This window comes from Roseospira goensis (genome assembly GCF_014197795.1).
Lineage (GTDB): Bacteria > Pseudomonadota > Alphaproteobacteria > Rhodospirillales > Rhodospirillaceae > Rhodospira > Rhodospira goensis.
This window is the reverse complement of sequence record NZ_JACIGI010000004.1, coordinates 19,798-33,831: the sequence shown is the minus strand read 5'-3', so window position 1 is coordinate 33,831 and position 14,034 is coordinate 19,798. Positions and strand designations below refer to the sequence as shown.

The following is a 14,034-nucleotide window of genomic DNA, read 5'->3' as shown; positions in this document are numbered from 1 at the left end:
ATATCTCAGAGCAGATGGTCTCCCGGGCGGGAAACACAAGCCCTGGGGGGCGTCGCCGCGCCCGTCGCGTGATGGTCAGTCGGCGGACTCTTCGGTATCGGTCGGCAGGGTGGCGGCCTCGCGCCGCGCCCGACCCAACGACGCCAGGCCGTCGCGGTCGCCGACGGTCCAGATGGCCGCGCCGATCAGTCCGGTCACCACCGCCGACACGCCGTACAGCAGGGAGCACGCCAAGGCCACGTCCCCCGGCAGACCGACCAGGCTGAAGCCCAGCACCAGCGCGCCCTCGCGCAGGCCCCAGCCGGCGATGGACACCGGCACCGCGGCGGTCAGGATCGCCGGCGGGAACACCAGGGCGATGGTCCACCACGGGGCCGCGACGCCCAGCGCCAGGGCGTACAGCCACACCACGGTGATGTCGAGCAGGTGCGGCAGCAGCATCAGGCCGAGAACCGGCGGCAGCGCCCGCCGGCTCCCCAGAACCCGCCACGCCGAGTCCGACAGGGCGACGAACGGACGCACCGCAGCGCGCCCCGTCAGGCCGGACGGCAGCAGGCGCAGCGCCAGCAGCACCAGCAGGCACGCGAGGCCCCCCAGCACCAGGATCAGCAGGCCGCGCGCCACCAGCGGGTCCTCGGCCCGCGCCGCCAGCACCGGCAGCCCGGCGACGCACAGCAGGATCAGGCCCAGGAAGCTGAACACCCGGTCCACCACCAGCGTCCGTGTCGCCAGCCCGATCGGCAGGCCCAGGCGCCAGCCGTTCCACAGGCGGAGCGCGTCGCCGCCGATGGTCGACGGCATGGCCTGGTTGCCGAACAGCCCCAGCAGCACGTTGCGCCAGGCGGCCGGGTAGGGCAGGGGCCGGTCGTGCACCGCCAGCACCAGGCGCCAGCGCGCCGCCGCCCCCGCGGCCTGGACCTGCAGCAGCACAAGGGCGGCGGCGGCCGCCAGGGCCACGTCGGCGTCCAGGCGCGCCCACAGGGCGCCGATGTCGACGCCGGCCAGGATGATCGCCAGCAGGCCGAGCGAGACCGCCGCCTTGAGCGCCGTCACCACCAGGGCGCGCGGGCTCATAGGCGAGGCTCCGCGCGGCCGTGGTCGCGTGCGGCCGCCCGCCAGACCGGCAGCAGGTCGGCCTCTAAAACGTCACGCCACGACGGCACCGTCTGCTCGACGATGGCGCGCGCCCGGGTGCCAAGCGCCGCCCGGGTGTCTGTATCGGCCAGCAGCGGGGCGAGGGCGCTCGCCCAGGCGGCCGGGTCGGGGCCGTCCACCAGGACCCCGTCCAGGCCGTGGGCGCGCACGAAACGCGCGCCGCCATCGCGGGCCGAGAGCACCACCGGCAGGCCGCTGGCGCGGGCCTCCAGCACCACGTTGGGCGAGACCTCGCTCTCCGATGGGAACACGAACAGATCGGCGCTGGCATAGAGTGCCGGCAGAACGTCCTGCGGCAGTGTGCCGGGGGCGGTGACGTCGTCGGGGCCGAGCAGGGCCAGGATGTCGTCGCGGCGATTGCCGGCCCCGACGACCAGGACATGCAGCGGATGGCCCGCGTCCCGCAGCAGACGGGCGGCGCGGGCCAGGGTCATGACCCGCTTGCTGTCGTCGGCGCGGCCCACGAACAGCAGCAGCGGACGGTCTGCCGGCACGCCCAGGTCCAGGCGCAGGTGGGCGCGGTCGCGGTGGCGCGGATGGAAGCGGTCCAGGTCGAGGCCGCGCCGCAACCACGCCACCCGGTCCGCCCCCACCGCCCGCGTGGCCAGGGCGCGGTCGGCGTCCTTGGACACCAGCACACGGTCGCAGGCGGTCAGGACGCGGGCGACCGTGCGGCCGGCGTTGCGACCCAGGCGTCCCGGCAGGTCGAGCCCGTCCAGAAGCCAGCGTCCGATCCGGCCGGTGCCGGTCAGGCGGGCCAGGATCTCGCGGGAATAGACGGTGGTGAAGGCCGGCAGGTCGGTGTGGACCGAGGCCACAAGGCCGGCATCCCGGGCGCGGGCAACCCGCTGGGCGGTGCGCGAGAAGGTGAAGGTGTCGGTGGCGTGCAGCACGTCGTGCCGCCGCAACAGGCGGGCCAAGCGGCGGTGATGGGGCGCCAGGTCGGTGTGACCGGCGCCCTGCTCCAGGAACGGGATGCGGGCGGTGCCCAGCACCGGGGGCAGCGCATGATGCCGCACGTGGGGGGCCAGCGGCTCCACCGCCTCGGTGTCGGCCATGGTGTAGATGGTCAGGTCGAGCGGGCCGGAGGGCAGGGTGGCCGCCGCCTCCGCGAACCGCTCCCAGCACTTGACGTGTCCCCCGGCGCCGGGACCGCGCGCCAGTGTGACGAGGACGGCCACGGACAGTGGCCGGGACAAAACGGGAGCGGGCGCGGGGGTCATTGGCGGGGTCCGGAGCAGTCTCGGGTCCAGGTCGGGCCCCAACAGGTCAGGCGAGTATCCCGCCGCCGTGACCACCACAGCCGCCCACAGGCAGCCGCGCACTCCTGAATGACGTGGCGTCCCCTAGGGGATTCGAACCCCTGTTGCCGCCGTGAAAGGGCGGTGTCCTAGGCCTCTAGACGAAGGGGACCCGGTTTAGGCGGCTGTTCTACGGTCAGCGCCGGGCCGTGTCAACACCATGGTTGGGGGATCGTGGAGCGCGCGCGCCGCCGGTCAGCGCGCCGCCGTGGCGCCCAGATGGGCGGCGAGGGCCGGCAAGGGGGTCTCGGTGCCGTCCGGTCGCCGGCAGGCGGCGGCCAGGGCCTCACCGGTCAGGCGTGTGAACACCGCCGTGGGCTGGCCACCCTCGGCGCGGCAGGCGGCCGCGCCGGCGCTCACCGCGTCCGGCAGTCCCCCGCCGTCCGCCGCCACCGGAATGCCGACCGTGGGCGCGGAGCGTCCGCCGCGCGGTGGAAGGCGCTGGAACGCCGCGGGCAGGCCGCGCGGCGCGGCCTCCTCGGTCTCTTCCAGGACGACCGTCGGGGCCGGCGCGGGCGTCGCCTCGGGTGCGGGGGCCGCCGCGCGTGCGGGCGGCGGTTCGGGGCCAGCGCCGGCGACCAGCTTCATGACCGTGGCGCGGTTGGTGGCATCTAGAAAGGACGTTTCCGCAATGGCCGTCAGGGTCGTGATGCACCAGGGTTGCAGGGGCGCGTCCGGTGTGGTGCCGCGCGGCGCCCAGACCTGGAAGGCCGTCTCGCCCAGGCGCCGCAGATAGAGGGCCTCGGTCGGGTCCGGGAAGCTGGCCGCCATCGGCTCCAGCCGCGCGGCGCAGGCGCGGGCCTCGTCCTCGCTGACCGTGAGGGTTGGACCGGCCGCGTCCTCGGCGCTCTCCGCCCCGCCGTCCGCCCGTCCGTCCATCTGGGCGATGGCTCCGCCCGTGAGCGCGGCCCAGACCACCGCTCCGCCGACAATCGCCCTTGCTGCTCCAATGCCCGCGGCCATGCCCGTCCCCGCCCGGTCGCGTCCCGCGTCTGTGTCGCGCCGCCGCGCCATGCCTGTCGACCGGCTACAGGGTCGACGGGCTCGGCCGCGGCTTGGGCGGCCGGCCCGGTGAGGCTGGTGCGCGCCCGTAAAGCTGCTCGGCGCGGCGTTCGAAAGCCGCGACCATGCGCCGGACCGCCTCGTTGAACAGCGCGCCCATGATCTTCTGCAGGAACGCCGAGCGGAACTCGAAATCGACATAGAAGTCGATGACGGTGCCCCCCTCGGTGGGCTCGAAAATCCAGTGATTGTTGAGATACTGGAATGGCCCTTCCGTGTAGGACACGTCGATCCGTTCGCCGCTGGTCAGGGTGACGCGGGATGTGAACCGCTCCCGCACCATCTTGAAGCCAATCACCAGGTCGGCATAGAAGACGTTGCCCTCGCGCTTCTTGATGCGCGACGCCAGGCACCACGGCAGGAACTTGGGATACTTCTCGACGTCCGCGACCAGATCATAGAGCTGCCACGGCTCGTAGGGCAGAAACCGCTTTTCGGCGTGTGTGGGCATGGGATCAGGCGGTCCTCAGGCGGTCCAAGCGGGCGGCGCGCAGCGCCTCGAAGTCGCGGTCGGCATGGTAGGAGGACCGGGTCAGCGGCGTGGCCGAGACCAGCAGGAACCCCTTGGCCCGGGCAAGGCGGGCGTAGTCCTCGAACTCCTCCGGCGTGACGTAGCGGTCGACGGCGGCATGCTTGCGGGTCGGTTGCAGGTACTGACCGATGGTCAGGAAATCGACGTCGGCGGCGCGCAGGTCGTCCATGACCTGGAGCACCTCCTCGCGGGTCTCGCCCAGGCCGACCATGATGCCGGACTTGGTGAACACCTCGGGGGCCAGTTCCTTGGCCCGCTGCAACAGCCGCAGGCTGGCGAAGTAGCGCGCGCCCGGGCGGATCGACGGGTATAGGCGCGGCACGGTCTCCAGGTTGTGATTGAAGACCTCGGGCGGCGTCTCCATCACCGTCTCAAGCGCGCCGGCCTTGTCGCGGAAGTCCGGGGTCAGGATTTCCACCGTGGTGCCCGGCGCGGCGGCGTGAATCCCCGCGACACAGCGCTGGAACTGGCGGGCACCGCCGTCCGCCAGGTCGTCACGGTCCACGGAGGTGATGACCACGTGCTTGAGCGCCATGGCGGCCACGGACTCGATCACCCGGTCGGGTTCGTCGGGATCGAGGGCATCGGGTCGGCCGGTGCGCACGTTGCAGAAGGCGCAGGCGCGGGTACAGGTCTCGCCCAGGATCATGAAGGTGGCGTGGCGCCGCTTCCAGCACTCCCCGATGTTCGGGCAGGCGGCCTCCTCGCACACCGTGGCCAGCTTCTTGTCCCGCATCAGGCGCCGCACCTCGGCGGCCTCCCGCGAGGTCGGGGCCTTGGCGCGGATCCAGGCCGGCTTGCGCGGCGACGCCTGGTCCGGACGATGGGCCTTCTCGGGATGGCGCGGCCGCGGCGCGGCCGTCTCGGACTCCGACGATGTCATGGGCATGTCATTCATGGGCTTAGAAATGGATGGCCCGTCCGTAGGCGTCAAGAACGGACTCGTGCATCATCTCGGACAGGGTGGGGTGGGGGAAGACGGTATGCATCAACTCCGCCTCGGTGCTCTCCAGGGTCATGGCGACGGCGTAGCCCTGGATCAGCTCGGTGACCTCGGCGCCGATCATGTGCGCCCCCAGGAGCTCCCCGGTGCCCGCGTCGAACACGGTCTTGACCATCCCGTCGGGCTCGCCCAGGGCCAGCGCCTTGCCGTTGCCGACGAACGGGAAGCGGCCGACGCGCACCTCGTGGCCGGCGGCGCGGGCCTTCTCTTCCGACAGGCCGACGCTGGCGATCTGCGGGTGGCAGTAGGTGCAGCCCGGAATGCGGCGGGGGTCGAGCGGGTGTACGCCCTCGACGCCGGCGATGGCCTCGACGCAGACCACGCCCTCGTGGCTGGCCTTGTGGGCGAGCCAGGGCGGCCCCGTCAGGTCGCCGATGGCATAGACGCCGGGCTCGGCGGTGCGGCCGTAGCCGTCGGTGACCACGTGGCCGCGCTCGACCTCGACCTTGGTCTGCTCCAGGCCGATGTCCTCGACGTTACCGACAATGCCCACGGCCAGGATGACGCGATCCACCGTGATCTCGCGGGTGGCGCCGTCCTTGCCGGCAAGGGTACAGGTGACGGCGTTGTCGTGGCGGGTCAGCGCCTTGACCTGGGTCTCGGTGTGGATGGTCAGGCCGTCCTTCTCGAACCGCTTACGGGCGAAGGCGGAGATCTCCGGGTCCTCGGCCGGCACGATCCGGTCCATCACCTCGACCACGGTGGTCTCGGCGCCCATCTCGTGGAAAAAGCTGGCGAATTCGATCCCGATGGCCCCGGACCCGATCACCAGCAGGGACTGGGGCATGGCCTCCGGGACCATGGCCTCCTTGTAGGTCCACACCAGGCGGCCGTCCGGCTCCAGCCCCGGCAGCACCCGGGCACGGGCGCCGGTGGCCAGGATGATGTGGCGGGCCGACAGCTCCGAGACCGTCGCGCCGTCCTTGTGCACGGCCAGCCGACCGCCGCCCTTCAGCACGCCATGGCCGTCGATCACCGTCACCTTGTTCTTCTTCAGCAGGTGCCCGACGCCGCGCGCCAGTTGGCCGGCGACCGTCCGCGACCGTTTGACCACCTTGCCCAGGTCGAAGCGCACGCCGTCGGCCTCCAGGCCGAAGTCGCTGGCATGGCGCAGGGTGCGGTAGACCTCGGCCGTGCGCAGCAGGGCCTTGGTCGGGATGCAGCCCCAGTTCAGGCAGATGCCGCCCAGATGCTCGCGCTCCACCACGGCGGCTCGAAGGCCGAGCTGGGCCGCCCGGATGGCGGCGACGTAGCCACCGGGGCCGCCGCCGACGACCACGATGTCGAAGGACGTTTCACTCACAACACTACGCTCCCGGAGACAAGAGGTCGGGGGTCGGGGGTCGGGACCGGGGAGGGACCGGCACGGTAGCCGGTGTCGGCGGGGCGGTCCCGTACACATTGGCATCCCCGCCGGTCTCGTCCAGGGCCGTCCAGGACCACCGGGGCGGACGGCCTGGAGGGGCGGCCCGCTACGGCTCCCAGCGCAGGAACCGGTGGGCGGTCAGGCCCTTGAGGTCCAGACCCGGGGTCCGGCCGGTGATGAGATCCGCCGTGACCTGGGCCGAGCCCGCCGCCATGGTCCACCCCATGGTGCCATGCCCGGTATTGAGAAACAGGTTTTCGATGTTCGGATAAGCCCCGAGAATCGGGACAGAATCCGGTGTCGCCGGCCGCAGGCCACACCACGGCTGCGGGTCGTCGTAGTCGCCGCCGCGCGGGAACAGCGATCGGGCATGCCGGATCGTCACCGCCACCCGGCGCGGGTTCAGCGTGGTGTTCCAGCCCTCGAAGGCGGCGGTGCCGGCGCAGCGCAACCGGTCGCCCAGGCGCGAGAACACCATGCGGTGCTCGTCGTCGGTCACGCTGACCGTGGGGGCCGCGGGCGCGCCGCGCGTGTCCAGGGTGATCGAATAGCCCTTGGCCGGGTAGATCGGCAGCGACAGGCCGATGGTGCGCATGACCCGCGGCGCATAGCTGCCCAGGCACAGCACCACCGCGTCGGCGGTGAGGGGACCGCGGCTGGTGGTGGCGCCCATTACGCGACGCGGCACTCGCAACGCGCGCAGCAGGCCATGCACCTTGGTGTCGTAGAGAAACGTCGCACCGCGCCGTTCGGCCTCGGTGGCCATGGCGCGGCTGAACAGGTGGGCGTCGCCGCTTTCGTCGTCCGGGCTGTAGAAGGCGCCGGCGAGGTGTGGCGCCACGTCCGCCAACGCGGGTTCCAGGGCCACCGCCTCGTCGATGCTCACGGGGTGGCGGTCCAGGCCGGCGGCGGTCATCAGTTCGGCCGCCGCCGTCGCCTGCGGCAGGCTGCGCCGGTCGCGGTAGATGTGAAGGATGCCGCTTGAGCGGCCGTCGTATTCGGGGGCCACCTGCTCGCGCATCAGGCGCAGACGCTGGCGGCTGTACAGGGCCAGACGCACGGCCCGCTCCAGGTTGCGCGCCTGCGCCCCCGGCCGGCAGTTGTACAGAAACCTCAGGCCCCAGGACCACAGGGCCGGATCCCATCGCAACCAACGGACCTGAAGCGGGGCGTCGGCCCGACCGATCCACTGTGCCAGCTTGACCAGGGTTCGCGGACTGGCCCACGGCTCGGCGTGGCTGGCGGCGATCTGACCACCGTTGGCGAAACTGGTTTCCAGCGCGGGGCCGGGCTGGCGGTCGACCACGGTGACGGCATGGCCGTCCCGGGCCAGCAGGCAGGCGGTGGTGGTGCCGATGACACCGGCCCCCAGGACCAACACCTTCACAGGACCAACACCTTCAAACGGGTTCTCCTCCGTTTCGGAACCCATGCGATCGGGAGCGGCCGGCCGGTCCCGCCGCGCGAGACTCTCCGGCCGGTCGCCACGGCCATGATGCGGTCGGCGCGCCGCTGCTTGGCGAGAGCCGATCATGACGATAGGAAACCGCCAAGGTGCTTCGGTATCGTCGCGTCAATCGGCCCTAAATCAAAGGGGGAGAATCGAGTCACGGATCCCCTGTGACCCGTTTTGTGGGTCACAAGGGACGCGATCCGTCCTAGTCGCGCAACGCGGCCACGCCCGGCAGCGTCTTGCCTTCCAGCCACTCCAGGAAGGCGCCGCCGGCGGTTGACACGTAGGAGAACTGGCCCTCCACGCCGGCGTTGCTCAGGGCCGAGACGGTATCGCCGCCGCCGGCGACGGTGAGCAGCTTGCCCTCGGCGGTCAGGCGCGCGGCCGCCTGGGCGACGGTGTTGGTGGCGGCGTCGAACGGCTTGATCTCGAAGGCGCCGAGCGGCCCGTTCCAGACCAGCGTCTTGCAGGCCCCCAGCTTGTCGATGACCATCTGCGCCGACGTCGAGCCGACGTCCAGGATCATGCGGTCGGCGGGCACGGCGTCGATGGCGACGGTGCTGTTCTCGGCCCCTTCCTTGAACTCGGCGGCCACCACCGCGTCCACCGGGAGCACGATCTCGCAGCCTTCGGCCTTGGCCTTCTCCAGGATGGCGCGGGCGGTGTCGGCCATGTCCTTTTCGCACAGGCTGGCGCCGACCTCGACGCCCTTGGCGTAGAGGAAGGTGTTGGCCATGCCGCCGCCGATGATGATCTTGTCGACCTTGGCGACCATGTTGCCGAGAAGGTCCAGCTTGGTGGAGACCTTGGCGCCACCGACGATGGCCGCCACCGGCCGGGCCGGGTTCTCCAGCGCCTTGCCCAGCGCCTCCAGTTCCGCCTGCATCAGGCGCCCGGCCGCCGAGGGCAGGAGCTGGGCGATGTATTCGGTCGAGGCATGGGCGCGGTGCGCCGACGAGAAGGCATCGTTGACGTAGATGTCGCCCAGTTCGGCGAGCTGGCGGGCCAGCGCCGGGTCGTTCTTCTCCTCACCGGCGTGGTAGCGCACGTTCTCCAGGAGCGCCACGTCGCCCGGGGCGAGGCCGTTGACCAGCGTCTCGGCCCCGGGGCCGATGCAGTCGTCGGCGAAGGCCACCGGCACGCCGCCGAGAGCCTTGGACAGCGGCTCCACGATCGGGCGCAGCGACATTTCCGGCACACGCTCGCCCTTGGGGCGGCCGAAGTGGGACATCACGACGACGCACGCGCCCTTGGCCATCAGGTCCTTGATGGTCTCGGCGGAGCGGTCGATGCGGGTGGTATCGGTCACCACACCGTCGCGAATCGGTACGTTGAGATCGGCGCGCACGAGCACGCGCTTGCCGTTGACGTCCAGGTCGTCGATGGTCTTGAACTCGGGCATGGTGGCCTCTCCGAATCAGGGGGCAGAGTCCGGTTCACCCGTCCCGGCGGCCCTGGTCGCGCGATGCGAGCCGGCAGTCCTCTGGCCGGCCACATCGCACGGCGGGGCCCCACGGTGAACCGGAGGTCGCGCCGGCCGGCACCCGGGTTCGGGCCGGCGCGCCGCCCCGCGCAGGTTACAGGGTCTTCGCCATCTCCACGGCCACGTCGGCCATGCGGGTCGAGAACCCCCACTCGTTGTCGTACCAGCTCATGACCCGGACGAAATTGCCATCGATCACCTTGGTGCCGGTGGCGTCGAACACGGAGCTGAAGGGGTTGTGATTGAAGTCGCTGGAGACCAACGGCGCCGTGTTGACGTCGAGCACGCCCTTCAGCTCGCCCTGGGCGGCGGCGGTCATGGCCGCGTTGATGGCGTCGGCGTCGGTCGCCTGGTTCAGTTCGGCCTTCAGGTCCACCAGCGAGACGTTCGGGGTCGGCACGCGGATGGCCACGCCGTCCAGCTTGCCGGCCAGCTCGGGCAGCACCAGGCCGACCGCCTTGGCGGCGCCGGTGGAGGTCGGGATCATGTTGTCCGCGGCCCCGCGGGCGCGGCGCAGGTCCTTGTGCAGCGTGTCGACGGTCCGCTGGTCGCCGGTGTAGCTGTGGATGGTGGTCATGAAGCCGCGCTTCAGGCCGAACGAGTCGTTCAGGACCTTGGCGACCGGCGCCAGGCAGTTGGTGGTGCACGAGGCGTTGGAGACCACCAGATGCTCGGCCGTCAGCTTGTTGTTGTTGACGCCGTAGACCACGGTCAGGTCGGCGCCGCCGGCCGGGGCCGAGACCAGCACGCGCTTCGCGCCCGCGGTCAGGTGCAGGGCCGCCTTGTCACGGTCGGTGAAGATGCCGGTGCATTCCATGACGATGTCGATGCCCAGGTCGCCCCAGGGCAGCTTGGCCGGATCGCGTTCGGCCAGAACCTTGATCGGCTTGCCGTCGATGACGATGCTGTCGTCGGTCGCGGTGACCGCCTTCGGCAAGGTGCCGTGGACGGTGTCATACTTCAGCAGGTGGGCGTTGGCGGCGGCCGACCCCAGGTCGTTGACGGCCACCACCTCGACGTCGGTTCGCCCCGTCTCCAGCAGGGAGCGCAGGGTCAGACGCCCGATACGGCCGAAACCGTTGATCGCAACACGAACAGCCATTCAGAGTTCCTCCTCCGGGTCACGGACCAAGGCATGGTCTTGTGAAGGCATGCGATTGAGAGGAGGCATCCGCGCAAGGGACAGCGCATCGGCGGCCGCGGTGCCGCCAAAGCCCCTGTCCCGCGTTCGGTGACGCGGCCTGCCGGGGCGAGCGCCCGACACGACCGGCACCCGGGAGGCCTGCCCTCCAGGATGGCGACACCCTAGCAGAGGGTCCCGCATTTTCACACCCCCTTGGTCAAGCGTGTGCCGCGGGACCCGTCTCGCGCGGTTTTGGCGCCCGCGTCCGGCGCCCGCCGAACCTTGGCCTCGCCGCCGCTGGGGCGGTAGGGTGGGGCCGAGGGCGTCGTCTCCGGGGGGGCGGGCGCCGCAGGGCCAGGGGGAGGCAGCCATGTTCCGCACCGCCGAACTGGGACGCAAGGTCAGCAAGGAGGAGTTCGAGCGCCAGGCCCCCGACCTGCGCATCGAGCTGGTGGACCTGCAACAGGCCCTGCGCCAAGCCGATTTCCCCGTGATCCTGGTGTTCGCCGGCGTCGACGGCGCCGGCAAGAGCGAGAGCATGAACCTGCTCAACGAGTGGCTGGACCCGCGCTGGATCCTGACCCGCGCTTATGGGCCGGCCTCGGACGAAGAGCGCGAGCGGCCCGAGTACTGGCGCTTCTGGCGCGACCTGCCGCCGAAGGGGCGGATCGGCCAATTCCTGTCGTGCTGGTACTCGCGACCGTTCATGGACCTCGTCAACGGCGCCATCGACGTGGCGACGTTCGACGAGTACATGGCGCGGGTGATCACCTTCGAGAAGACGCTGGCCGATGATGGCGCTCTTATCCTCAAGTTCTGGATGCACTTGAGCAAGAATGCCCAGAAGAAACGGCTGAAGGCCCTGGAAAAAGATCCGAACCAGAGCTGGCGCGTGACCAAGCAGGACTGGCGGCATTGGGAGATGTACGACTCCTTCATGTTCGCCGCCGAGCACCTGATCGCCCGCACATCGGTGGCCGATGCGCGTTGGAGCATCGTGGAGGGCGAGGACCATCCGTACCGGTCGCTGACGGTGCTGTACACGCTGCGGGATGCGCTCAAGCACCATCTCGACCGACGCCGCACGCTGGCCCGGGCCGACCTGCCCCCGGCCATCCTGGGGGGCGGGGGCGGTGGCGTGGCCACCGCCGCCCCGCCCGTCACCGATGGCCTGCCGACGGTGCTGGACGCGCTGGATATGTCCGCCACGCTGTCCAAGGGCGACTATCGCAAGGATTTGGCCCGCCAGCAGGGGCGGGTCGCGGTGCTGCAACGCAAGGCCCGGGCGCGCGGGATCTCGACCGTGCTGGTGTTCGAGGGCTGGGACGCCGCCGGCAAGGGAGGCTCGATCCGCCGCCTGACCCGAGCCCTGGACGCCCGTCAGGTGACCGTCATTCCAGTGGCCGCACCCACCGACGAGGAACAAGCCCAGCACTACCTTTGGCGCTTCTGGCGCCAGCTCGGTCGCGCGGGCCGGGTGCTGGTATACGACCGATCGTGGTACGGCCGGGTTCTGGTCGAACGCGTCGAGGGATTCGCGGCCGATACCGAATGGCGCCGGGCCTATGCCGAGATCCGTGACTTCGAGGACCAGCTTGTGCAGCACGGCATCGTGCTGTGCAAGTTCTGGCTTCACATCACCAAGGACGAGCAACTGGACCGGTTCCGCCGGCGCGAGGAGATTCCCTACAAGCGCTGGAAGCTGACCGACGAGGATTGGCGCAACCGCGAGAACTGGCACGCGTATACGCTGGCCGTCAACGAGATGGTGGAACGCACCAGCACCCACTTCGCACCCTGGACCCTGGTGGAAGCCAACGACAAGCGCCACGCGCGCGTCAAGGTCGTCCGGACGGTCGCCGATGCCCTCGAAGCGGCGTTGGCAGACGGGGCCGGGAAGACGTGAGCGGACGGAGGCCGGCGCGATGACCGCCGATCGCGACACACCGGATTCGCGCCGCGATTTCGGTTTGTCGCAAAAATCGGCTGAGAATCATATAGTTAGCGCGGCGTCACGCGATCAGGCGCCCTCGTACGGCGGGCAGTGCCAGCCCTTCGGCGACAGCGTGAAAATCTCGCAGCCGTCCGCGGTCACGCCGATGGTGTGTTCGAACTGGGCCGACAGGGACCGGTCCTTGGTCACGGCGGTCCAGCCGTCCCCAAGGATCTTGGTCTCCCAGCGCCCGGCGTTGATCATCGGCTCGACGGTAAAGATCATGCCTTCCTGCAACGTCATGCCGGTCCCCGGCTGACCGAAGTGCATCACGCTGGGCGCGGTGTGGAACACCCGGCCGACGCCGTGACCGCAGAAGTCACGCACCACCGAATAGCGCTGGGCCTCGGCGTAGGACTGGATGGCGTGGCCGATGTCGCCCAGGGTGGCGCCGGGGCGGATCACCTCCAGGCCGCGCATCAGGCAGTCGTAAGTGATCTCGCACAGCCGCCGCGCCTTCACGCCCACCGTGCCGACGTAGAACATGCGGCTGCTGTCGCCGTGCCAGCCGTTGACGATCGGCGTGACGTCGATGTTGAGGATGTCGCCGTCCTTGAGGGTCTTCGGCCCCGGGATGCCATGGCAGACCACATGGTTGACCGACGTGCAGATGCTCTTCGGGAAGCCCTTGTAGTTCAGCGGCGCCGAAACCGCGCCGTGATCGGCGATAAACGTCGCGCACAGCCGGTCCAGTTCCTCCGTCGTCACGCCTGGCTGCACGTGGGGCGTGATGAAGTCCAGGGTCTCGGCGGCCAGACGGCCGGCCAGGCGCATGGCGGCGAAGGCTTCCGGGCCATGCAGGACAACCTGGTTTTCGGAACGGGCGGCGGCTTCGATCATGGCGGCGGAGAATCCAGGTCCAGGGGAAGGGGGCCGGCCACAGAAATGCGCTCCGGCGTGACGGTACAGGACACGCAGAGCGCCTCGACACCGAGCGACAGGGCGCGGTCCAGGGCTTCTAGATAAGCCGGATCGATATCGCCTGCAATCCGGAAGCGCCCGCAATCGCCGCGCTGGACCAGGAACACCATGACCGCCCGATAGCCCGACGCGACCATATCGACCAGTTCATCCAGATGCTTGGCGCCGCGGGCGGTCACGGCGTCGGGGAACTCGGCGGCGCCCCCCTCCGCGGGGTCGCGCTTCATGTGGACGTTCTTGACCTCGACGTAGCAGGTCGGGCGGTCCCGGCCTTCCAGGAGCACGTCGATGCGGCTGTTGCGGCCGTACTTGACCTCGCGCCGAAGCCGGTCGTAGCCGGCCAGTTCGGGAATCGTGCCGTCCGTGATCGCGTCCGCCACCAGCGCGTTGGGGTGATTGGTGTTGACACCGACCAGGTGGTCCCCGATCCGCACCAACTCCCAGGTGTACTTCAGCTTGCGCTTCGGGTTGTCCGACCGCGACAGCCAGACCTCGGCGCCGGGCGGCTTGACGGTCAGCATGGAGCCCGAATTGGCGCAATGCGCGGTGACGGGCGTGCCGTCATCGAGCACGACGTCGGCCATGAAGCGCTGATAGCGGCGCACCAGCGTGCCCCGGATCAGAGGGGTGGGAAAGTCCATC

Annotated in this window: 12 protein-coding genes and 1 tRNA gene; 1 reads left to right on the top strand and 12 read right to left on the bottom strand. The window is 70.4% G+C overall.

Features of this window, described 5'->3' with window-relative positions; all coding sequences use genetic code 11:
- Positions 1 to 75 precede the first annotated feature (75 nt).
- From GGD88_RS03175 to gap, 10 genes are all read right to left on the bottom strand, one after another.
- A complete protein-coding gene (locus tag GGD88_RS03175) occupies positions 76 to 1,074 on the bottom strand; it encodes a lysylphosphatidylglycerol synthase transmembrane domain-containing protein (protein ID WP_184431660.1) in 999 nt (332 codons plus the stop codon).
- Complete coding sequence (locus GGD88_RS19085) at positions 1,071 to 2,336, bottom strand: glycosyltransferase (RefSeq protein ID WP_184431658.1); 1,266 nt, start codon at positions 2,334 to 2,336, stop codon at positions 1,071 to 1,073. Before GGD88_RS19085 ends, GGD88_RS03175 begins: the two co-directional genes overlap by 4 nt.
- 156 nt (positions 2,337 to 2,492) lie before the next feature.
- Positions 2,493 to 2,568: transfer RNA gene (locus GGD88_RS03165), tRNA-Glu, on the bottom strand.
- A gap of 83 nt (positions 2,569 to 2,651) precedes the next feature.
- Positions 2,652 to 3,335 (bottom strand): hypothetical protein, encoded by a 684-nt coding sequence (locus GGD88_RS03160; RefSeq protein WP_184431656.1) that lies wholly within the window; start codon positions 3,333 to 3,335, stop codon positions 2,652 to 2,654.
- Positions 3,336 to 3,483: 148 nt separating this feature from the next.
- A complete protein-coding gene (locus tag GGD88_RS03155) occupies positions 3,484 to 3,969 on the bottom strand; it encodes a type II toxin-antitoxin system RatA family toxin (protein ID WP_184431654.1) in 486 nt (161 codons plus the stop codon).
- Positions 3,970 to 3,973: 4 nt separating this feature from the next.
- Positions 3,974 to 4,933: a lipoyl synthase gene (gene lipA / locus GGD88_RS03150; RefSeq protein ID WP_184431652.1), complete on the bottom strand. Its 960-nt coding sequence runs from the start codon at positions 4,931 to 4,933 to the stop codon at positions 3,974 to 3,976.
- Between the two features lie 19 nt (positions 4,934 to 4,952).
- Complete coding sequence (gene lpdA, locus GGD88_RS03145; RefSeq protein ID WP_184431650.1) at positions 4,953 to 6,356, bottom strand: dihydrolipoyl dehydrogenase; 1,404 nt, start codon at positions 6,354 to 6,356, stop codon at positions 4,953 to 4,955.
- A gap of 169 nt (positions 6,357 to 6,525) precedes the next feature.
- On the bottom strand, positions 6,526 to 7,806 hold the full coding sequence (locus tag GGD88_RS03140) for a D-amino acid dehydrogenase (protein ID WP_184431648.1): 1,281 nt from the start codon (positions 7,804 to 7,806) through the stop codon (positions 6,526 to 6,528).
- 271 nt (positions 7,807 to 8,077) lie between these two features.
- Positions 8,078 to 9,274 (bottom strand): phosphoglycerate kinase, encoded by a 1,197-nt coding sequence (locus GGD88_RS03135; RefSeq protein WP_184431646.1) that lies wholly within the window; start codon positions 9,272 to 9,274, stop codon positions 8,078 to 8,080.
- A gap of 175 nt (positions 9,275 to 9,449) precedes the next feature.
- The gene (gene gap, locus GGD88_RS03130; protein WP_184431643.1) at positions 9,450 to 10,457 is read right to left on the bottom strand and encodes a type I glyceraldehyde-3-phosphate dehydrogenase; all 1,008 of its coding nucleotides are present in this window, start codon (positions 10,455 to 10,457) and stop codon (positions 9,450 to 9,452) included.
- 391 nt (positions 10,458 to 10,848) lie between these two features.
- Between gap and pap the strand changes: the two genes are divergently transcribed.
- Positions 10,849 to 12,384, top strand: a complete 1,536-nt coding sequence (gene pap / locus GGD88_RS03125; RefSeq protein ID WP_184431641.1) for a polyphosphate:AMP phosphotransferase — start codon at positions 10,849 to 10,851, stop codon at positions 12,382 to 12,384.
- A gap of 114 nt (positions 12,385 to 12,498) precedes the next feature.
- Here pap and map read toward each other — a convergent pair whose 3' ends face one another.
- Together map and sfsA are read right to left on the bottom strand one after the other, a co-directional pair.
- Positions 12,499 to 13,311, bottom strand: coding sequence for a type I methionyl aminopeptidase (gene map / locus GGD88_RS03120; RefSeq protein ID WP_184431639.1), 813 nt, complete (start codon positions 13,309 to 13,311; stop codon positions 12,499 to 12,501).
- Positions 13,308 to 14,033: a DNA/RNA nuclease SfsA gene (sfsA, locus tag GGD88_RS03115; RefSeq protein WP_184431637.1), complete on the bottom strand. Its 726-nt coding sequence runs from the start codon at positions 14,031 to 14,033 to the stop codon at positions 13,308 to 13,310. The genes map and sfsA overlap by 4 nt, the downstream gene beginning before the upstream one ends.
- Between the last annotated feature and the right edge of the window lies 1 nt (position 14,034).

Bases quoted from the DNA above. Each gene is read 5' to 3' on its own strand.
- GGD88_RS03135 (WP_184431646.1), bottom strand. From the start codon at position 9,274: ATGCCCGAGTTCAAGACCATCGACGACCTGGACGTCAACGGCAAGCGC.
- GGD88_RS03175 (WP_184431660.1), bottom strand. From the start codon at position 1,074: ATGAGCCCGCGCGCCCTGGTGGTGACGGCGCTCAAGGCGGCGGTCTCG.
- map (WP_184431639.1), bottom strand. From the start codon at position 13,311: ATGATCGAAGCCGCCGCCCGTTCCGAAAACCAGGTTGTCCTGCATGGC.
- pap (WP_184431641.1), top strand. From the start codon at position 10,849: ATGTTCCGCACCGCCGAACTGGGACGCAAGGTCAGCAAGGAGGAGTTC.
- GGD88_RS03160 (WP_184431656.1), bottom strand. From the start codon at position 3,335: ATGGACGGACGGGCGGACGGCGGGGCGGAGAGCGCCGAGGACGCGGCC.
- lipA (WP_184431652.1), bottom strand. From the start codon at position 4,933: ATGACATCGTCGGAGTCCGAGACGGCCGCGCCGCGGCCGCGCCATCCC.
- gap (WP_184431643.1), bottom strand. From the start codon at position 10,457: ATGGCTGTTCGTGTTGCGATCAACGGTTTCGGCCGTATCGGGCGTCTG.
- GGD88_RS03155 (WP_184431654.1), bottom strand. From the start codon at position 3,969: ATGCCCACACACGCCGAAAAGCGGTTTCTGCCCTACGAGCCGTGGCAG.
- sfsA (WP_184431637.1), bottom strand. From the start codon at position 14,033: ATGGACTTTCCCACCCCTCTGATCCGGGGCACGCTGGTGCGCCGCTAT.